The organism is Candidatus Ozemobacteraceae bacterium, from assembly GCA_035373905.1.
Lineage (GTDB): Bacteria > Muiribacteriota > Ozemobacteria > Ozemobacterales > Ozemobacteraceae > MWAR01.
In genome coordinates, this window is the sequence record DAOSOK010000014.1 from 70,154 (window position 1) to 91,423 (window position 21,270).

General features: G+C 63.5%; 14 protein-coding genes. 13 read left to right on the forward strand and 1 reads right to left on the reverse strand.

The window, feature by feature from the left end; all coding sequences use genetic code 11:
* Window positions 1-330 precede the first annotated feature (330 nt).
* The 12 genes from lspA to PLU72_08730 all read left to right on the forward strand — a co-directional run bounded on the left by lspA (window position 331) and on the right by PLU72_08730 (window position 18,206).
* Window positions 331-942, forward strand: coding sequence for a signal peptidase II (lspA, locus tag PLU72_08675; protein HOT28253.1), 612 nt, complete (start codon window positions 331-333; stop codon window positions 940-942).
* A gap of 5 nt (window positions 943-947) precedes the next feature.
* Entirely contained in the window at window positions 948-1,793 is an 846-nt protein-coding gene (locus PLU72_08680; GenBank protein ID HOT28254.1) for a prolipoprotein diacylglyceryl transferase, read from the forward strand.
* 10 nt (window positions 1,794-1,803) lie between these two features.
* Window positions 1,804-2,595: a prolipoprotein diacylglyceryl transferase gene (gene lgt, locus PLU72_08685; GenBank protein ID HOT28255.1), complete on the forward strand. Its 792-nt coding sequence runs from the start codon at window positions 1,804-1,806 to the stop codon at window positions 2,593-2,595.
* Window positions 2,592-3,518 carry an RluA family pseudouridine synthase gene (locus PLU72_08690; protein HOT28256.1) on the forward strand — a complete coding sequence of 309 codons (927 nt, stop codon included), beginning with the start codon at window positions 2,592-2,594 and terminating at the stop codon, window positions 3,516-3,518. The genes lgt and PLU72_08690 overlap by 4 nt, the downstream gene beginning before the upstream one ends.
* Before the next feature lie 77 nt (window positions 3,519-3,595).
* Window positions 3,596-3,994 (forward strand): hypothetical protein, encoded by a 399-nt coding sequence (locus PLU72_08695; protein HOT28257.1) that lies wholly within the window; start codon window positions 3,596-3,598, stop codon window positions 3,992-3,994.
* A gap of 30 nt (window positions 3,995-4,024) precedes the next feature.
* Window positions 4,025-4,666 carry a HAMP domain-containing protein gene (locus PLU72_08700; GenBank protein ID HOT28258.1) on the forward strand — a complete coding sequence of 214 codons (642 nt, stop codon included), beginning with the start codon at window positions 4,025-4,027 and terminating at the stop codon, window positions 4,664-4,666.
* 67 nt (window positions 4,667-4,733) lie between these two features.
* Entirely contained in the window at window positions 4,734-5,747 is a 1,014-nt protein-coding gene (locus PLU72_08705; protein ID HOT28259.1) for a hypothetical protein, read from the forward strand.
* A gap of 96 nt (window positions 5,748-5,843) precedes the next feature.
* A complete protein-coding gene (locus PLU72_08710) occupies window positions 5,844-6,854 on the forward strand; it encodes an NAD-binding protein (protein ID HOT28260.1) in 1,011 nt (336 codons plus the stop codon).
* A 227-nt stretch (window positions 6,855-7,081) separates the two neighbouring features.
* Window positions 7,082-12,514, forward strand: coding sequence for a hypothetical protein (locus PLU72_08715; protein HOT28261.1), 5,433 nt, complete (start codon window positions 7,082-7,084; stop codon window positions 12,512-12,514).
* Window positions 12,511-13,224, forward strand: coding sequence for a M50 family metallopeptidase (locus PLU72_08720; GenBank protein ID HOT28262.1), 714 nt, complete (start codon window positions 12,511-12,513; stop codon window positions 13,222-13,224). The genes PLU72_08715 and PLU72_08720 overlap by 4 nt, the downstream gene beginning before the upstream one ends.
* Window positions 13,225-13,285: 61 nt before the next feature.
* The gene (locus PLU72_08725; GenBank protein ID HOT28263.1) at window positions 13,286-14,809 is read left to right on the forward strand and encodes a FecR domain-containing protein; all 1,524 of its coding nucleotides are present in this window, start codon (window positions 13,286-13,288) and stop codon (window positions 14,807-14,809) included.
* A 10-nt stretch (window positions 14,810-14,819) separates the two neighbouring features.
* Window positions 14,820-18,206 carry an adenylate/guanylate cyclase domain-containing protein gene (locus tag PLU72_08730; GenBank protein HOT28264.1) on the forward strand — a complete coding sequence of 1,129 codons (3,387 nt, stop codon included), beginning with the start codon at window positions 14,820-14,822 and terminating at the stop codon, window positions 18,204-18,206.
* 10 nt (window positions 18,207-18,216) lie between these two features.
* On the opposite strand, the gene PLU72_08735 is transcribed toward PLU72_08730, so the two are convergent.
* Entirely contained in the window at window positions 18,217-19,311 is a 1,095-nt protein-coding gene (locus PLU72_08735) for a type II secretion system F family protein (protein HOT28265.1), read from the reverse strand.
* A gap of 302 nt (window positions 19,312-19,613) precedes the next feature.
* Here PLU72_08735 and PLU72_08740 point away from each other — a divergent pair, with 302 nt between their 5' ends.
* Window positions 19,614-21,254, forward strand: a complete 1,641-nt coding sequence (locus PLU72_08740; GenBank protein ID HOT28266.1) for an adenylate/guanylate cyclase domain-containing protein — start codon at window positions 19,614-19,616, stop codon at window positions 21,252-21,254.
* Window positions 21,255-21,270: the final 16 nt, after the last annotated feature.

Here is a 21,270-nt window from a genome sequence, read left to right on the forward strand (position 1 = left end):
GAGAATTTCGCCTTTCCGCGGCAGCCGTTTCCGATGCCATTCTCTTGAAAGAGGCCTGTTTCTCGTTCCCGGTTCGTGTCGAAGGTTTGAAATACGAGCGGCTCTCGCCCCTTGGGCAGGCTCTGGATACGTTTCGCGAGGCCGGGGAAACGGCTGGCCGTCACCTTGCGGGACCCACCGGCAGACGTTTACGGGCCATTTTCACCATCACAGCGATCCGGCCCGGATCGTCCGGAAATATTTTTCTCGAAAAACTCATTCGGGATTCGACGCCGCGTGCCGAAAGCAGAAATGGCATCATACTACCTTCACGCCGGGGATGACCGAGCCATGAAGAAAATCACCGATTTCGCCCTGTGGAGCATTGCAACGGCGGGCACCGCCCTGCTGGTTGCCCTCGTGTATCCGCTGTTCCTCCTGAAGAATATCACGTATTATCTCCGGGCCCCGTCCGTTCTTCTGTACGCCGCCATTTTTTTTGTGCTCGACCGCGTCACCAAACTCGCCATCCTCGCCAATACCGGCGAACTGCCGATCCCGGTGATCAAGCAGTTCTTCACGCTCACGTTCGTGAAGAATCCCGGCGTCGCGTTCGGCTGGTTCCCCGACTGGAAGCTGCCGCCGATTCTGATGGCCCTCGTGATGGTCATCATCATCACCTATTACAGCTTCCAGCTGCCTGCAAAGGAGCGTCTCACGCGCTGGTCGCTCGCCCTGCTGGTCGGCGGGGCGCTGGGCAATCTTTACGACAGGGTGATCTACGGCTACGTCGTGGACTTTTTCCTGTTTCATCTCTGGAAATTTGATTTCCCGGTCTTCAACGTAGCCGACATCGCGATCGACCTAGGGGTCTTCCTCCTGTTCGTGGATATTTTCATGCTGAGTCAGGACGAACAGCAGAGCGAGGTGGAAGAGGCGGATCCGGCACCGCTCATGGCCTGAGCGACATGAAACCGATCCTCCTCGCCACGCCCTGGTTCAATGTCTACAGCTACGGGCTGTTTCTCGCGATCGGCTATACGATCGCCACCTTCTGGATCATCCGCGAAGCCGTCAGGAACGGCATGCCCGGTGAAACCATCTTCGACATGCTCCTGCTCCAGCTCGTCGTCGGCGTCTTCGGTGCGCGCCTGCTCTACGTATCCGAATACGGCGTCGGAACCGGCCCCGGAGCCGGATTTTTCGCGTTCGAGCGGGGAGGGTTGACCTTTTACGGAGCGGTCATCAGCAGTTTCGCGTTCGACATCCTGTATCTGAAATGGCTCCGCCTGCCGTTCTGGCGGGTGATGGACGCGGTCGGGTTCGGTCTGCCGCTCGGCATCGCGATCGCCCGCCTCGGCTGTTTCTTCAACGGGTGCTGTCACGGGATCGAGACCGGCCAGCCCTGGGGGGTCGTCTTCCCCCGGGTCGGCTACACCCCCGTACATCCCACCCAGATCTACGAATCCATCGCCTGTCTCGGGCTGTTCGTCACCCTTCAGCTGCTGCGGCGAAGGCGGCGGGCATACGGGGAAGTCATTCTCGCCACTCTCGGCGGATACGGCATCCTCCGGTTCTTCATCGAGTTCTGGCGGGGCGACAACCCGATCTTCGCCTTCCACATGACGCTGTCGCAGGTGCTCGGCATCGTCATCGCCCTTTGCGCCGCGGCCGGGATCGCCCTTTTGCGGCAGAGAACGGACATGCTCATCATCCCGTCGGGCGCGGCCGTCGAGATCACCTCGAAGTCCTCCCCCACCGGCGAGATCGAGCCGAAACAGTCGGACTCCTCCGGGAACGCTCCCCGAGAGTGAATGCGTGAGCATGTTCGGCTTCCAGATCCATCCCTACGGCATTCTCCTCGCGCTGGCGTTCGCCGGAGGCATCGGGCTGGCGCTTTTCCACGGCAGACGACTCGGCATCACCCCGGAACGTATCATTGACCTCGCGATCGTGTTCATGTTCTCCGCGATGTTCGGCTCGAGAGTGCTGTATATCATCCTCTATCCGCAACAGTTCGAGAGCGTCTGGGCCTGGTTCGCGCTCACCCGCGGGGGACTCGTCTTCTACGGGGGGTTTCTCGCGACCGCGCCGGCGGTGATCCTGTTCGGCCTCCATCACCGCATCAGCCTGAGAATCCTCGGCGACCTCATCGCCCCGTGCCTGGCCATCGGCCACACCGTTGGCCGGATCGGCTGTTTCGTCAACGGGTGCTGCTACGGCGCGCCGACCGAGCTGCCCTGGGGCTGCAGGTTCGCAACCGCCGGCGACACGCTGGCGAGGCATCCGACGCAGCTGTACGAGGCTGCGTTTCTTTGTACGGCGCTGGTCACGACGCATCTTCTGCTGACGAAGCGGGCGACAACGGGAAAGCCGGCCGCTGGTTTCATCTGGGGAGGATACATGACGTCGTACGGCCTGTTCCGATTCATGATAGAATTTCTTCGCGACGATGATCGGGGCGGCTTCTTCACCCCGCTGCATCTGTCGATATCCCAGCTGGTCGGTCTCGGCGCCGTGGCGGCAGGTCTCATCTGGCTCTTCATCTGCTCGCGTCGGGCACCGCCGGCCTCGCCGGCCGGTTTTTCCGGCACGAATGGAGCGATCACGACATGACCCCGATTCTCGAATTCACCCTCGCCCCCGAAGCGAAAGGCGAACGGCTCGACGCGGCGCTGGCCGGCAGGACGGGCAACCTTTCCCGCACGGCCCTCCAGGAGTTGATCAAAAGCGGGGCCGTCACGGTCGACGGCAGAGCGGCGAAGCCCAGCCAGAAAATGAAAGGCGGCGAGTCCATCCGCGTGGAACTGCCGGAAGAGTCGGCGCCCGAGACGATCGCGGCCACGCCGCTTCGATTTCCGATCGTGTTCGAGGATGAGCATCTCGTCGTCGTCGACAAACCAGCCGGCCTCGTCGTTCACCCCGGCGCGGGCCACGAGTCGGAAAGCGTCGTTTCCGGCCTTCTGAGCCGCATGTCGCTGAGCCCCGTCGGCGCTCCGTTGCGCCCCGGCGTGGTTCATCGCCTCGACAAGGCCACGAGCGGGCTGATGGTGCTCGCGAAAAACGAAAAGACGCACCGCAAGCTCACGAAGGCGTTCGCCGGCAGAACCGTGACCAAGGAATATCTGGCGCTGGTCCAAGGTCGCATCAAGGACGAGCGGGGCCGGATCGAGGTCGCCATCGAGCGCGACAGGCTCCACCGCAAGCGCATGAAGGCCACCTACGGCGAGCGCGGCCGGATGGCGGTCAGCTCGTTCGAGGTCGTCGAACGGATGCGCGGGGCAACCCTCGTGCGCGTCCGGATCGAAACGGGGCGAACCCATCAGATCCGCGTTCATATGGCGTTTCTCGGGCATCCCCTTCTCGGTGACGTGTTATATGGCGGCCGCCGGTTCGAGGGGAAAGCCATCCATTACCTTCACAGTGCGAAACTTTCGATGTCACACCCGGTCACGGGAAAGCACCTGACCTGGGAGCAGCCGGTTCCCCCGGCGTTCGCGGCGATCATCACCCATCTTCGCGGCGCACCGGGAACCTGAAGACGGCGTTGACAGGGGCCGGCAGCCGTGGTACGTTTGCACGTTCCCGCACTATCGGGATGAGGAGGACTCCAGCATTGCACCAGACGACAGGCGGCATCCCCCTGCCGGATCCGCGCCGGGGAAGCCTCGGGCTGTATGCCATGGCCATGGCGCTCGTCACGCTGTTTCTCGTGCTCGCCTTTTTTTTCCCCCAGTTTTTCCGCATGAAATCCGGGATCTACCGCATTTCATGCAAGGAGATCCGCCGCAAAATCGAAGTGGCGGTCACCAACTACGATTCCAACAACACCCGGAGCATCGTCCAGGCGGGCAAGGCGATCGACATCGATCATTTGAAGGCGACCGGCTTTCTGAGCGAGGTCCAGACCTGCCCCGAAAAGGGGAAGTTCTTTTTCGGACCCCAGGGCGAAGTGCTCTGCACGATTCACCGGCCGACCGCGAAACAACCGGCCGACATCGACACGGGCTCCTGACCGGACCCGGCCGCACACGACGGAGGATCAATGAGCAAGCATCGAAGGCGCACGTATCTGATCAAGTCCGGCCTGCAGCTCCGCTACATGGGAATCATCGTTTCGACGATGCTGCTGGTGGCATTCGGCGTCGGCTGGATCATCTATTACACCTCGTGGAACCGCATCATCACGACGCCCGACCTGACGATCGACAGGCTGGCCGAGATTTTCGACGGGGTCAACCGGGCCCTGCTTCAGTGGGTGGCCGTGTTCGCCGTCGCCATCGCGACGCTCTCGGTGTTCGTCTCGCACAAGATCGCCGGACCGGTCTACCGGCTCGAACGCTCGGCCAAGGCCATCGCCTCTGGCGACCTGACGCAGAGTGTCAAGCTGCGGCACGGCGACGAACTGGCCGACCTGCAGGACGCATTCAACACGATGAGCGAGTCGTTGCGAAAGATGGTCGCGAAAGACCGCGAAGTGATCTCGCGGCTCGTGACGGCAGGCAACCGGCTCAACGAGCAACTGCAGAAGAAAAAGCACGACACCGAGTCGATCGAAGCCGTCGCCCGCGATCTGTACGGCGTTATTGAGGAACTCCGCCAGGTGACCGCCGGCTTCAAGATCGACCGCGACCTCCCGATCGAGGGCGGCTCGAACGACGCCGCCGCGCCGAACGGCACGGCCTGACCCGGGCCAAGGCTCCGCGTCTCAGGATTTCGGCGATTCCTGCCGATATTTCGGCTGGAAGGAGCCTATGACGTCACATCGCATTTCATCACTCACGCGGTATTTCATCGCCGTCTGCTCCATCTGCGTCGCTCTTATGCTGATGGGTGCGACCACGAAGGCGACGTCGCCGTCCCCGAAAAAGAAGGCGAAGACGTCATCGTCGCACGTCGCAAAGAAAAAGAAAACCCGGGTCGGCGACGAGCATGCTCCCGCGAAAGATCCGCCCCGAAGGCATCAGAACACGATCTTTCCCGGCCGGCCCTGGTATGAGAGCATGTTCGGGGACAACATCCTGAGGATCGCCGTCTTCTGGGGATGGGACCACCCCCGGGAAGCGGTCGAAGCGACGTTTCCGGCGTTCGAGACGCTCAACGGCAAACATGTGTATTACCGCGGTCGCAAGGCCCGCATCGAGATCGGCGTCATCACCCAAGTGTCGCCGAACCCGAAGGCCCTCTTCAAGTCCGCGCTCGAAGACCCGAGCGTCGACGTGATCATCTACAGCGGCCACGCGCGGTACGGCGGCGGGATGGCCTTTTCCGACCGGGACGACATCTTCCGGAGCGGCAACGGGGAGATGATCGAGGACAGGCATACCAAGCCGTATAAATACTTCAAGGCCTCGAGCGAGGATCTGGACGACACCCTGTTTCCGAACTCGTATCGGATCATCATGCTCAACTGCTGCGACTCCGAGGCGCATTTCCGTGAAAGCTGGACGCGCAGAATCCGCGAGACGGGCGGGGTCGCCGACCTGGTCCTCGTCGAATACCCGGTCTTCAACCTGTACGACAATCGGCGCGTTCTCAACCTGATCCAGGATCTGCTGTCGTTCGCCGACTGGAAGACGATCAAGCAACATTACGATTCCGAGATTCACAAGCGGCGCAACTCTCTCGTCGTGGAGCCGGTCTTCGTGCCTGAGGAAGAGGTCCGCCAGGAACCCCAGGAAGAGGACGAGGCGGAATGGTCGGGCGAGGAAGCGACATGCGATCTTCCTGGCGTGAAGCCCGTTTCCGAGGTTGCCGCCCGGCCCTGATCGTTCTTCCGCATTACCTTCGCGATCCTGCGGCCTCGCCCCGCACACATCCCTGTTGCACGCATGCGGGTTCGGCGGTACACTTGGTTCCGCCATATGGAGCACAAACGGTTTTTCACCACGCTCGTGCTGTTCGTTCTTCTGCTGGGGTGCGGCACGCTCGGGTACAGGGTCATCGAAGGGCCGCAATGGACGGCCCTCGACGGTCTGTTCATGACGGTCATCACCCTCGCGACGGTCGGCTACGGCGAAGTTCATCCGCTGAGCCCGGCGGGGCGGCTCTTCACGATCCTGCTTCTCATCACGGGCGCCGGCCTGATGGCGTACACCGTCACGGCGCTCGGTCAGTTCGTCGTGGAAGGCAAGTTACGGGAAATCTGGGGGAAACGGCGCATGAAAGATCGCATCAACGGTCTCAAGCATCATTTTATCGTCTGCGGAGCCGGCAACACCGGTCTCGCCGTCGTTCACAACCTGCTGGGGAAGCAGACGCCGATCGTCGTGATCGACTCGAACCCCAAGGTGGTCGAGGAGCTCATCGAGGAGCAGATTCCCGCCATCGAAGGGGATGCGACGGCCGACGAGACGCTGATCGAAGGCGGACTGAAGCGCGCGGCCGGTCTCGTGACGGCTCTGCCGCACGACGCCGACAACGTCTTCGTGACGCTGACGGCGAAGGGAATCAACCCCGACGTTTTCGTCGTCTCCACCGCCGGCCAGCTCGAATCCGCGCCGAAACTGAAGCGCGCCGGCGCGAACTACGTCGTGACTCCTGCCATCATCGCCGGAGCGCGCATGGCCGCCGTGCTGATGCGGCCATCCGTCGTCGATTTCGTCGATGCCACCATGGCCGGCGACGACCAGGGGCTCCAGATGGAGGAGTTCAGGATCAAGGACGGCTCGTTTCTTGCGCAGAAGGCCCTCAAGGATTCGGATATCCGGAAACGTTCCGGCGCCATCATCGTTTCCGTGCGGCGAGGCGAGAAAACGATCATCAACCCTGAGCCCGGATACGTGTTCGATGCCGGCGACATCCTCGTCGCGCTCGGAACGTCGGAACAGGTCATGCGTATCGGCGAACTGGCGACGATTCCCGAGAAAGTCTGACGCCGGCGATCGTCGACCGCCCGGGAGCCGGCTGATCAGGCCGGAAAAACGACGGTGAACGGCGCTCCCGTTCCCGGATGAGATGTTGCATGCGCATCGGTTCGGGGGTACACTCGAGGGGTATCGCCGACGCATGAAAAGACGGGCTCTGCGGCGCCCGGCCGTGTCGGAAGGACGTGAAAAATCAGCGAACGGGGGCGACCCCGCCGTTCGTCACAGGAGGGTGGATGATGAGGATTCCGGTACCCGGCGCCCGTCGTTTGTACACCAGGCATTGTATATCGTATATTTTATTCATTGCGGTCCTCGTCGCGGTTTTCCTGCCGGCCGTTCAGGCTCAGACCGCCGGAACCCCGCAGGAGACGGTCCGCACCGTGCGGACCCTGATGCCATACAAGGATCTCGGGGAAATGCTCGAGAACCGGGCCGCGAAGTATCTGATCGTGCCGGTGACGGAGTATGAGAAGATGCGCTCCGCCAAGGAAGCCTGGCTCGCGTCGGCGACCGCGCCCATCACGGAAGTCCCTCCCCGGCTGCTGAAGTTCGCCTCGGCGCGGATCGAGGGGAGACTCGAAGGCTCGTTCGCCGATCTGAACGTCGAGTTCGTGCTGGAGAGTTTTTCCGACGAGTGGCATGACGTGCAGCTCCTGCGCGGGCCGCTGGCCATCGCCTCAGCGACGATCGACGGGCAGCCGGTCAGCCTGACCCCGAAATGGGAAACGGCGGACGAGCGGATCCTGCGGTTCGGCAGGAACACGAAGGGGCTGGTCGACGTCGGCTTCAGGCACTCGCCGCTCGCCGGCGAGGTGCTGAAACAGGAGCACTGGACCACGACGACGTATTCGCTTCCCATCAAGGGGGTCGGCCGGCACAGATGTGCGCTGCAGGTGCGGGTTCCGATCGAAAAGGTCGACGACCTGTCGCGCCTCGAATTCTCGATGCCGCGGATTCCGCTGACCTTCGTCCGGGTCGCTGTCCCCGACACGATCGTCGCGGTCGAAGAGTCGAGCATGCGCGATTACGCCGTCGAAGCCGACCTGTCGCGCCCCGAGCGCGGCTGTTACGTCACGGGCTGGCTCGGCGCGGAAGCCGACGTCAGGCTCCAGTGGCGCAGCAGGCTGGCACGGCAGGCCGACGAGACGGTTCCCGACGTCATCCCCGTCCAGGAACCGACGCCGGAGCCTGCATCGGCGACGGTCGCCGTCGAGCCGAAAAAGCCGGCGAAGCAGCCCGCACGGCCTCTCATCTACGCGCGCACCGAAACGCTGATCACCCTCGGCGAAACGGCCCTGCAGGGGCGGATCGACGTCGAATACTCGATCACCAAGGCCCCCGCCTCCAGCTTCACGCTGATCCTGCCCGAAACCGTCAACGTGCTGGGCGTGACGGCCGATCGTCCGCAGAACTACCAGATCCTCCGCGATGGCGGCCAGAAGCGCCTCGTCATCGACTTCATGACGGGCCGCGAAGACTCGTGCACGCTGAGCGTCGCGTTCGAGTCGCGGATCGACGAGACCACCGGCGAGATCGAGATTCCCGAAGTATATCCCGCCGGCGTCGAGCGCGAGATGGGCTCGCTCGCCGTCCAGGCGCTCACCTCGGTCGAAGTCCAGCCGGCCGGGGTCACCGGGAGCCAGGTCTACCCCCTGGCCCCGCAGCAGCTTCCCGAGAGCCTTCGCCTGAAGACGAGCCGGCCGATCCTCCTCGCCTACCGGCTCGCCGCGAGGCCCGCCGGGCTCACCATGTCGGTCAAGCGCTTCGCCGACACGCCCCAGCAGACCGTCGTCGCCGACACGATGGACGTGAAGACGACGTTCACGACGAACAAGAGCAGCCAGACGCTGCTGACGCTGCGCATTCGGAATAATAACAAGCAGTATATGACCCTCCAGCTCGCCAGCGGGGCGAAAGTGCTGAGCACCTTCCGGAACTCCGAGGCGATCGAGATCGTCGAGGGGCGCAGCACCAGCAAGGTGCAGGTGCCCCTGGTGATGAGCCGGACGCTCGGACGGCCCGAGCAGATCGACCTGCGTCTGCTGATCCAGGACTCGGTGCCCGCGATGTCGACGATGGGCCGGCTCTCCTTCGAACCGCCGCTCGTCGACATCCCCGTATCGCATTTTTCCTGGACGCTTCACGCGCCGGTCCAGTATGCCCTGTACGATTTCAAGGGCACGGTCCAGCCGCCCGTCAGCCTGCGCGAACCGTTCCTGTTCCGCGGGTTCCTGCGGATCTTCGATCTGGGCTGGATGGTCCTCACCGATCCGGCCGCCGCCTTCCTCGGCGGCTTCGCCCTGCTCATCCTGTTGGCGTTCATCTCGCGGGAACTTCTGTTCCGGCTCGCCGGCGGCCTCTGGCAGGTCGTCTGTTCCATCTTCGGCTGGATCTTCGGGGGTTCCGGCTTCAGGCTCGTCGAGCTGATGATCGTCATCATGATCATCGGCATCCTGGCGGCCCTGGCCATTCCGAACTTCCGCAAGGCCCGCGAGCAGGCGCGCGACAAGGCATGCTACGCCAACCAGCGCGTTCTCCTGGGAGCGGTCGAGATGTATAACATGGACAATAAAACGCTCATGACCTCGCTCGACATCCCGCTGCTCACGAAGGGCAGCTATCTCAAGGGCGGGATCGGCAAGCCAGATTCCCGCTGTTCGTATGACAGCGCCGGCAATCTGACGAGTGGCGGCAAGATCTACTGCCGGTTCCACGGGCCCGTCGAAGGCGACCTGAGCGATATCGAAGGCCAAGGCAGGGAACAAGAGTACGCGCGCGGCGTATCGTTTTCGCATGGCGCGAACGAAAAGAAATCCCGGTTGGCCGCCTCGGAAATCGCCCGGGATGAGTATGAAAGCATGAAGGCCGCGGGCCCCGGCGTGAGTGCGCCGTTCGCCGGAGCGAAGGGCACCGCGAATCTGCCGATCGACACGAAGTTCGTCATCACGCCGAACTTCTACCTGCTCGAGCGCGATCTCGTCCTCGCCGAGGCATCCGGTCCGGCGCTCGTGGCCGATGCGACCTGCCCGCGCGTCTCGACCTCCTACATGCGCTGGGAAATCCTGCTCGCGATGAAGATCGCCGGCTTCGTCCTCGGCCTGTTCGCGGGCCTGTATTTCATCGCGGGCGCCTGGAACGCCTCGTGGCACAAACTGGCTGCCGCGGCGGCGCTGCTCGCCCTGGTCTCCGCCTGGGACGCCATGTTCCAGGTCGTCGGCGACTGGGCGAATCTCGGCCTGTGGCTGACCCTCGCCGGCGGCGTTTTCTGGAAGCTCGGCATGGCGGCGAGCCGCAGACTGAACGCCCCCGAAGAGCCTCCGGCCGGCGGCCTGAGCGCGTCGGGCATGACGCTCACCGTCCTGGCGCTCACAATCGGCCTTTCCGGCGTTTTTACGCCCGCCACCGTGCAGGCGGCACAGATCACCCAGCCCTGGACGCATGAAGTGCGCGTCCTGGTCCCCTTCACCGACCTGTCGAAAGTCGTCGAGACGTCGGACCAGGTAGTCATCCTTCCCGAAAGCGATTACCGGTATCTTCTCGACCTCGGCATGCCGACGGCGACGGCCCCCGTGCGGGCGCCGTTCGACCATCTTCTGCGGTCGGCGCTGTATCGCGGAAGAATCGAGGAAAAGGGCGTCCGGTTCACCGGCGTCTTCGATCTGGAAATCTTCAACCCCGGCTGGAAGACGATTCCCCTGGTGTCGAAGCAGGTCGTTCCCTCCAGAGCCGTGATCGACGGGGAACCCACGGCCCTGGATCTGCTGGAATCGACGGCGGACGGGAATGCCGGCTACGGCATCACGACGAATGCGACCGGACCCCACCGGGTCGAGATCGACTTTTTCGTGACCGTCAAATCGAGCGAGTTCGGCGCGCGGGCGTTCGAGCTTCCGATGATGCCCAGCGCGATCACGAGTCTCGAGGTCCAGACGCCCGACACCGACGCCGAAGCCTGGATAGACCCGGGCGTCCTGCTTCCCGCGGCATCCGGGACGAGCGGCACCCTGTTCCGGGCCCAGGTGCCACCGGCACGCCAGGTGAAGTTCGAGATCTACCGGCGGCTCGGCACGCCTGCCAGGGAAGAGAAACTCCCGATTCCCCAGCCGGAGACCGAACTGACGGCGTCGGCGCCTGTCGCCGAGCCGGCCACGGCACCGCAGGCGATCGTCGAGGAAACGCGCATCACGGTCCGCGAACACGACCTGCTGTTTTTCGAAGAGGGCTTCGTCAAAGGCCGCAACGTCTATACGCTCGACGTGACCGGCCAGAACGGCATCGCCACCTTCACATTCCTCGTTCCGCCCCAGGTCAGGATCCTGAAGGTCGAGGACCGGAGCGTCGATGACTGGAAGGTCGAGGAGGCGTCAGGGGACACGACGATGAACCGGCTGAACATCGCCTTCACCTCGCAGATGCGGGGCCGGTTCAGCTTTGCCGTCGAGTTCGAGGAAGTCGCGCAGAACCTCCAGGAAAAACCGTACAAGGTGCCAGAGCTGGTTCCGATGGGCATCGACAGGCTGTTCGGCCTTCTCGGCATCGCCTGCCTGCCCACTCTGGCGCTGTCGGTCGAAGAGACGCCGAAGGGCTACGGCACCATCGACGTCTCTGCGTTCATGGCCGAGCACTCGGGGCAGGCTCCCGAGAAAATGCCGTTCGCGTTCAACTTCACCAGCCACGTGCAGAACTCGCTGACGCTGACGGTGAGCCGGCCCCGAAGCATCGAGCAGCGGTCGGCCACGATCGACACCGCCGAGGCGATGTCGGTGCTGAACGAGGAGGGCTGGCTGCTCACCCGGGTGATCTACGAGGTGAAGAACAACTCCGAGCAGTTCCTGAAAGTTCAGCTGCCCTCGATCTCGAGCCGGACGGCGGAGCTGTGGAGCAGCGAAGTCGGCGGGATGGCCGTGAAAGCCGGGTTCGACAAGGAGCACGGGGTGTTCACGATCCCGATCATCCGGTCGGCGATGGTGGACAGGCAGGCCCAGTCCTTCCCCGTCGAGCTGATCTACGCATCGAAACTCGATGCGGCCCTGGCGCCGGTCACGAAGGTGAAACTGGAGCTGCCGCGGGTCCATCTCGCGGTCAGCGAGCTGAGCTGGACGCTGTACATGCCCGAGGGATACGAACTGATGCGCGGCGAGGGCAACGTCGACCGGCTGCTGGAAAAGCCGAACCAGCCGATGCTCAACGGGGAAAAGACCTTCTCCGGCATCAACGCGGACGTTCTCGCCCCTCCCCGGGCTTCCGGTTCGGGCGGTGGCGAGGAGCGGGTGTTCGGCATCATGGGACTGCTTCCGGTGAAGTTCCGGATTCCGACGACCAACTGGTCGATCGGGTTCATCATGCAGCAGATCGAGCCGACCCGCGATCCGCCGTACATCAGCGGTACGCTGGTAACGCCGCGACGCGGCGCAGGAAGGCTGCTGGGCTGGACGATGATGCTGCTGGGAGGCATCGCCGGCGTGATGCTGTTGATGCTGCTGAGCGGAAAACGGCCGATGATGGCCCTCGTCGTGCTGGCCACCTTCGCCGCGATCGTTGCGGCGGCCGTGATGATGAAGCTGTATCAGGCCGATCACGCGTTCAAGATCGGTTTCCTGATCACGTTCATCACGGGCGGCCTGTATGCCGTCTTCCAGTGGCGACCGGAGGAGACGAAACCGTGAACGGGCCCGGCCTCGACCTGACGCAGGCGCCGCTCCCCGCCGGATCGGATCCGGCGGGGCGGCTCCCCCTGGCAGGCATGGGGATTCCCGTCGTCCTGTTCGTGTTGTCGCTGGTGTTCTGGGACAGCATCCTGGTGTTCCCGTTCAAGATCCTGACGGTGTTCTTCCACGAGCTTTCCCACGGTCTCGCGGCCGTCGTGACCGGCGGTTCGATCGAGGGCATCTCGCTTTCGACGGACCAGAGCGGCTTCTGCATCACGCGCGGCGGCAGCCGGTGGCTGGTCCTGACAGCCGGGTATCTGGGCAGTCTGCTGTGGGGCGCGGCGCTTCTCCTGGCGGCGGCCCGCACCCGCCACGACCGGGCGATCACGCAGTTCCTCGGCGCTGGCATGCTCATTATCACGGCGCTCTACGTGCGGAGCCTGTTCGGTTTCCTGTTCTGCGCCGCGTTCGGAGGCGCCCTTCTCTATCTCGGGAAGAACGGCAGCGAACTTTTCTGCGACCAGTTTCTCCGGTATCTGGGACTGACCTCGTGCTATTATGTACTTATCGATATTAAATCAGACCTCATAGACAGGACGATCCCGATCTCGGACGCGTACAGACTGGCCGAGATGTGGCACCTTCCGCCCATGCTCGTCGGCATCGGCTGGCTCGGACTGGCGCTGTTCATCTCATGGAAAACGATCAAGGCGGCCCGGACGGTTTGACAGGCGCCCCGGCGCGCATTAAGATGCGGACCTGCACGGGATTCGTGCATGAGGAGGAGTTATGATCCTGAAGGGAAACATCCGCGCCTGGCTCGCCGCCGGCGCGTTCGTCTGCGGGACGGCCCATGCCGCCGTCGATCTGACGACGTCGGAGCTGATCAAGGTTTCGGGCAAGGTCGAAGTGAAGAAGGGGCAGGAAGCCCCGTTCAAGCCCGTTCCGGCCAATCTCAAACTGGCCGGCGCGCTCAAGCGGCTCGACGGCGGCGACAAGGTCAAGACGGGCTCCGAAAGCAGCGCCGAGCTGTCCCTGAAGAACACCTGCGTGCTCGCGGTGAAGGAGGGCAGCCTGTTCGAGGTGCCGATGACGCTGGACCAGGCGGCCCTGACGAAGCTGAACGCGCAGCAGGGCTCGTTCCTGTTCAAGGTCGTCTCGGGAAGCGATTTCAAAGTGCAGACGGCCGACGTGATCGCGGGGGTCAAAGGCACGCTGTTCGAGGTCGAGATCCATGACAACATCGCCCCCCTCCTGATGACACCGGGTCTGGAAATCGGCGTCGAAGGCGCGGGCGGGACGGTTGTGAACGTGTTCGAGGGCGATGTCGAGCTGACGCACGCAATCACTGGCAAGACCCGCAGAGTGAAGGCCGGCAGCCGCCTCGCCGCGTTCGGCAGGAGCATCATGGGCCTCGATGGCTCGCTAGCCGAAGGGTTCGGCCAGGTGACCGAGTTCAAGCCGCTTCAGCGGCTTCAGGAACGATTCGGTGCTCTGGGCATGCGGCTGGGGTCTGTCCCATCGACGTTCCAGGGCATCTCCGGTGTCAACACCGAAGGGGCGGTGATGCCCGTCCGGCTCGGCCGCGCCCGCGACCGGCTGAATTCTCTCACGGAAGGCTTTTCGGGGCCGATCCTGCAGAAACTCGGCCGTTTCCGCGGCATGCGTCAGGCGTTCGCGAACCGCGTGAGTCAGGCGCAGGAACTCAAGCAGGCGGTGCAGGACCTCAAGGGCGCGGCATTCGAGCCGAAAATCGACGAAGGGAAATACCCCGTGCTGTCCGATCCGCTCATCGTTCCCGAAAACGGCTTGTCCGAAGCCCATCTTGGCGAAGGTCAGTTCATCGCGGCAAGCCCCGCCGAGGGCTGCCAGGTGGTGAAACTGCGCCCCGAACGAGGCGGAATGATGCTCGAGGAGGGGGTCGGCACGTTCCGGCTGAAGAATCCCGTCGAGCATCTCGATGCGCTGGTCGCGGTGAAGGCCGAGGGCGACCGCCTTCAGCATTTCATCCAGGTACATGACGGGAAACTGCTCGCCAGACTCCCGGGTGAAGCCGAGCCCGTTTCCGTCACGCCGTCCGCACCGATCGCGGCCGAGTTCGATCCGGCCGCCGGAACCGCGCGGAGAATCGAATGGCGGGACCCGGGCTTCGCGCAGAACGTCGCCGAATACCGCCTCGAAGTCGAGACCGACATCGAAGCGCAGAAGGCCGAGCACGAGTCGAAGGTGAACGAGAAACGCGGAGACGCGTTGCAGAAAATCATCGAAAAAGCGCCGAAGAAGATAAAACTGCCGAAATTCCGATTCAGATGATGCACCTGTCATGACGTCCCTCGGAAGGACGGGGCCCGGCAGGCCCTGGGTGCTGACCGCGACGGTCCTGCTGGCGCTCGTCGCGCTGGCTCCGGGGCCGCGGCACCTGGTGACCGTTCTCGAGAACCGGGTCGGCGATCTGTTGTTCGTCTTCTTCCGGCCGCCCGTGACCGCCCCGCCCGTCGCCGTCGTCGCGAAGGACCAGCTGTTCGTCAGCCAGTTCGGGCGCGAGCCGGATCGCACCGACATGGCGCGGACGCTCGGGGAGATCGCCCGCTCGGGGGGGCGGGTCGCGGTACTGGACTACATCTACGACCTGCCCCGGGGCGCGGAGGAGGATGCGCGGCTTGCGGCCGCCATCGCCAGCTTTCCCGCCGTCGTCACGGCGCGACATTTCGTCAGCCGCCAGGGTTACAGCGGCGCCGAAGCCATCCAGATATCGGACGCGGCGGCGGAGCGGCCGCCGGAGCCGCTTCCCCTGTGCGAGGCGGTCACCGGCGGAGCCGCCGACGAGGGACTGATCAACCAGCGCCCCGACCCGGACGGGGTCGTCCGCGTCATGCCCCTCGCCTTCCTTCCCGCCGAAGCACGTTCGTTCTTTCCGACGCTCGGTTTTGCGGCATGGATCCAGTCCGAGCTGCAATCGGCCTCGATCGCCATCGATCTTCCGGACATGCTTCCCGATCCCCTGACGGCATCGGACGCGGCCCGCGAAATATTCCGGAACGCCTGGAACTCGGCGCCGCATCCCTGGCCGGGGTTCGGGCATACGGGGCTCGACGAGATCGTCCGGCGACGCGAAGCGCGGATGATCGGGAAATATATATGCAATTTTATATATACACGCGATTCTTTCAAGGTGTCATCCGCCTCTTGTCCGGCCTGGAAGCACCTCGCTGAAACGATCGACCTGTGCGGATTGCCGCCCCGCACCTGGCTGCGTTTCCCGGGAGGCAGGCCTCCGTTGGTGGGGTCTGACCTCGTTCCAGGCCTGCGAATCCCGTTTTCCAGGGCCGGGGGTGGTCTCAAGGGAGACGGCGTTCCCAAACTTTCCATGGGCGTCATGCTTTCGAAGGCATCGACCGACACGCTCGGAAAGGTCGAGATCGAGCCGGCGATGCCGCCGTTCGAGGTGATCTGGTCTGATGCCGGCACGTCGACAATTTCGGGCTCGGCCATCGACCCGGACGGTTCGCCCCTGGCCGGCATCGCCGTTTTGGCGCTCCAGACGGACGGAGCCGCCTGGGCTTCGGGGACGACCGGGCTCGACGGCCGGTTCGCCCTCGACCGGCTTCCGCACGGCAGATATTTCATCACGCTGTCCCGGCGGGAGGAAGGCGTATCGACCGTTCTTTCTCCCGCCGAGACGATCGGACTTTCGACCGCGCTGGTCGATCTGCCGGCCGCACGGTTTCCTCCCTCGAACAGCCGCGCGGTCGGAACGCTCGTTCCCGCCTCCCAGCCCCTGACGCTCGTCATCGACGGAGATCCGGTCTGGGTGGGCATCACCGATGAAGCGGGCAGACTGCCGCTCCGCACGGTGCCGGCGGATATGCAGCCCGTTCCCGTCGAGGGAGACAGCCAGCTCGCCTGGGCAGTAGCCACCGAGCCCATCGTGCTTGCCAGCGACGGTCCCTGCACCGGCCAGAAGATCGCCGTGTTCGAGGCGAACCCGTTCTGGAACGCTCGGTTCACGGCCTTCTTCGAACTCCCTGCCGGTGCGGCTTCGTTCACGGCGTCGCATGTGCCGCCGGCGCTCGGGGCACGGCTGATGCTGATGAGCGAGTCCGACCAGGAGGAACAGCCGAAGAGCGTCGACGTCGACCTGTTCCTCGATTCGGCGGCCGTGATCGCCAGTATGCCTCCGGTCACGAAAACGCTTCGCCAGGCCGGCGTCGTCGATATTTCCGGAGCTGCAGAACGGATCCGGGGAGAGTTCTGGCTCGTCGGGAAGGACGGCGCCTGGCATTCTTCCCGTGTTGGGAAGAACTCGCTCAGGTTGCCTGCGGGCGAGTATCTGCTGCTCGCCCGCGACGAGACCGGACGGCCGGGGCGGGCGGACAGGCTGGCGACGACGGTTTCCGGCCGGACCCTGTTCCTGGGAACATCCCTCCGGGAAGACCAGGACTTCGTCACGACGCCGATCAACTTTCTCGATACCGAGTTCAGACAACTGCCGGGCGTCCATCTGCACGCGAACCTGTGTTCGGCCCTTGCCCGAGGCGAATTTCTGCGCCCCTCCCCCTTCCATCACGACGCTCATCCGCACGCATGGCCACTGCTGACGCTGCTGCTGCTTTTCCCCTTCCTTGCGGCGGGCGACCTGCTGTTCGCACGGGGTCGCGGCGGCACGGCGGCAGGCACGCTCGTGGCTGTGATTGCCTGCTGGATCCTCGCCGCGATCCGGCTGTTCCAGGCGAATATCCTGCTTCCGATCTTTTTTCCCGTTTCGCTCACCGCCGTCTTCGGGGTGGTGCGCGGAGCCCAGGCCTACCTGGTCGCGCGGAGCCGCGAGCGCGAGACGCGGGCCACGTTCGGCCGCTTCATCGCCGCGCCGATGGTGGAGGAGATCCTGCGGCACCCCGACGCCGTCAGGCCCGGCGGCGTGAAGAAGGAGCTGACGATCATGTTCACCGACCTAGCGGGCTTCACCTCGATTTCGGAGGTGATGACGCCGGAAGAGCTGACGAAGCTGATGAACGAATACCTGGGCGAGATGACGCGCGTGCTGTTCGAGCACGGCGGCACGCTCGACAAATACATCGGCGATGCGATCATGGGGTTCTGGAACCACCCCGCCGAGCAGCCGGACCACGCGCTCCGGGCCGCCCGCTGCGCCATCGAGATGCAGCGGCGGCTCGCCGTTCTCCGCGCCCAGTGGCTCGAGCGAGGTCTCCCCCGGGTCGAAATGCGCGCGGGCATCAACACGTCGGAGTGCATGGTAGGTTTTATAGGCAGTGATATTCAAATGAACTTTACCTGCCTCGGCGACGGCGTCAACCTCGCTTCACGGCTCGAAGGGGCGAACAAGGCGTATCGCACCCTGATGATGGTCTCGGAGACCACCCATGCCAGGCTCGCGGGCTGTGGCATCCGGATGCGGTTACTCGACTTCCTGGCCGTCAAGGGCAAGGCCCAGCCGGTCAAGACCTACGAACTGATCGGCATCTCCGGCGAAGACGATGCGCTGTGGAACGACCTCCTGCCCGTCTACGAGGAAGGCATGCGGCTGTATCTCGCGCAGGACTGGGACGGCGCCGAGGCGGCGTTCCGCCGGGTGCTCGCCCTCAGGCCCGACGACGGCCCCGCATCGGTGTATCTCGAGCGGTGCGCTCATTTCCGCGATGAGCCGCCTCCTGCCGACTGGGACGGGAGATACATTCTTAAAACGAAGTAGGAAAACCGGCTCAGATGCCCAACAACTGGATGAAGGGGCTGAATCCGGCATTGATCGCCGCGATGAGAAGCCCGATCTGCACCACCACGATGCCGACGGTGAAAAGCGTGCCGGCCGTCTCGCTCTCGAACCCGACCTGCGCCTCGTAGGTCCCGGCAAGCCAGGCGACCGTTTCCGGAAGCGTTCCGAGGTCCTCCGCGGCGGCGATGGCTCCGATAGCACGCTCCGGGAGCAGTCCGCTGACCGCGAACGCCTGCGAAAGCGAGCCGCCGTTCCTCAGGATCTCGCGGGAGGAACGGAACACGTGCTGCACGTCCGATCTGTCCGCGAACTCGGCGATGACCGCCACGGCCGCGAGGGGCGGCTTCCCGGTTTCGAGGATGAAGGCGAGGAGGCGCAGGCATCGTGCCGCGAGGCGGTTTTGCAGCATGCCGCCGATCCACGGAAGCCGGCGGAGAGCTTCCCGGCCGAGCCTGATGAAGCCGACACCGCCGCGGTTCAGCCAGACGGCATACCAGGCGACGAGAAGACCGGCGAGCGGATAGAACAGCGGCTCGCAGAGCCAGCCGGTGATGCTTTCCAGAAATTTCGGGATGACCGTCGTTTCAGGCGGTTCCTGCCACGGATAGGATTGTGCCTGCGAACCGTGCCAGGCCAGCAGGAACAGGATGCACCAGAAGGCAGCGAAAAGCCGCGGGGAGGTGAAGATCCAGCTGTCGAACGACGAGCGCCAGGCCTGCTGGAGCCGATACATGCGAAGCAGGAGGGCAACCGCGAGATCGAGGCGGCCCGTCGTCTCACCGATGAAGACGGCGGCATAGACGAGCCTCGGACAGCCGCGAAGACTCCTGTCGAGCGCGATCGAAAGTGGAATACCGAAAGATATATATTTAGACAGCCGTGTGACCAGCCCTTTCCTGGCGCCATCCTCGAGATGCAGCACGGCGATTTCCAGGGCCCTTCGCAGGGGCACACCCGATTCGACGGTCATGTCGATCTGCCACAGCACGTCCAGCAACTCGCCGTCGTCGACATGAAGCGGAGCGGAAAGACCCTGGCGGACAAGGCGGTGCGAACCATTCTCCGACACATCGTATGCGTGCATAAGCCCCTCCCTGCGTCGGAAGGGCGCATCTTTCATGCCGCACACCAGCGAACCAGCAGAAACCGGCTTTCACTCGGCTTTTGCGGGGGCCGCCGCGGTCAGGCGCATGTCTGCTCGTGTGCGGAAATCCGCTCATGCGGACGGAACCTTCATCCTTGTCGACGGAGACGATCATATATAATCATTGATTTATTGCACACCACGGGCGCGGCGGGGCATCACCGGGGTTGCCCCGCGGGAACTTGAGAAACGCGACGGATTCGGGTAAGGTGGTGATACTCCAGGAAGAGAGAGGTTCATCGATGTCTCAATCGCTTCAGACCGCCGTTCAATCCGACATGGAAACGGAGCTTCGCCGGCTCAGGCTCCGGGTGAAACTTTCGGGCGAGATCGACGCCATCATCGAAACGTGCCTGCGGGAGAAGAAGAACCTCGAAACGACGATGAACCAGGTCTATGCCTACCTCGACGCGGTCCTGAAGCCGGCGGCGATGTTTCTTCAGACCCAGAACGAGGAATTGATCTACACGATCTATTCGCACGGAATCTCCCCGGAAGAACTCGAGAACTCGTTTTCGGATCTTCTGAGCGTCGGATCGAGAACGACGCTGCGGCGCGACGACAACGACTGGTTCGTGATGCCCCTCGACATGGCCGGCGAAAAGATCGGCACGTTCGGGTTCGCGTTTCCAGCAGGGCACGGTCACGCCGACGAAGAGGTGTTCGAGTGGCTCGAGGCCGCAGCGGAAGAGCTTGACAACTATTTTTTCGGCATCCAGGAAAGCCGGTACAAGCACATGACGATCATGGAGATTCAGCGTTGCATGAAGTCACGGCGGCTGAACGACGCAATCGACATGGCCGTCAGCATCCTCAGCGACATGGTCCCGATCGAAGACCTCGTTCTGCTGTATATCGACGAGGATCTCGACGGCCGGAAGATCGTCCAGTATGCGATATATCGCAATTACAATAAAATTTTCGACTCTTCCGACAACCCGATGCCCGAGCTCGAGAAGCTGATCAGGGCAGGCATCGACGTCGTCGTTCCCGGCAACAGAGACATCGCGGCGGTCTTCCCGGCTGCCGGAACCAGCGAAACGGTGCTTCTCGACGGTCTCGTCGTCGAGACCCTCGTCGGGAAAATGATCATCAGGCCGCCGGTGGGCTGCGGCCTCTCCGTCACCAGCCGGGAGATCGTGCAGGTCTTCGCCGAGACGCTTCGCCAGCGTCTGGTTGATTTCAACCGAGAAAAGAATGTGCTCCGACAGTTCTTTTCGCCTGAAGTCACGCGCCGCCTCCTCCGGATCGAGGATTACAAGGAACGATATCTGTCACCGCGCAAGGCAGATATCGGCATTCTGTTCGCCGACATCAGCGGTTTCACGAAAATGAGCGAGCAGGTACTCAAGGATCCGCAGCGCATCGCACGATTCATCGACACCTGGTCGAAGGCCGTCGTCGAGAGGGTGTTTCCCCTCAACGGCGCTCTCGACAAGATCGTCGGCGATTGCGTCATCATCCTGTTCGGGCCGCCGTTCTACGACACCCCGGCCGCTGTGGTTGCAAGAAACGTCGTCCAGGCGGCAATCACGATCAGGACATTCACCGACGAGTTCCTCGCCTCACCCGAGAACGCCGACATCCAGCGGTCGCCGTTCTACGAGGATTTCGGCGTCGCGATCGGCATCAATTACTGTTCGGCCGACGTTGGCCTGATCGGGCCGAACCAGGACATGACGGCGTTCAGCAGCGGCATGAACAACACCGCCCGCCTACAGGGTCTTGCGAAGCATGGCGAGATTCTGCTGACACCCTCAGTGAAAGAGCAAATCGAAGGGAGCGGTATCTGCCCCTGGAGTTTCAGCGGCCCGAACTCGGCGCCGGTCAAGAACGTGAAGGAACCGCTCGTCTATTTCAAACTTGAAAACGGAAACGTCTGAAGCGGCCTGGCACGTG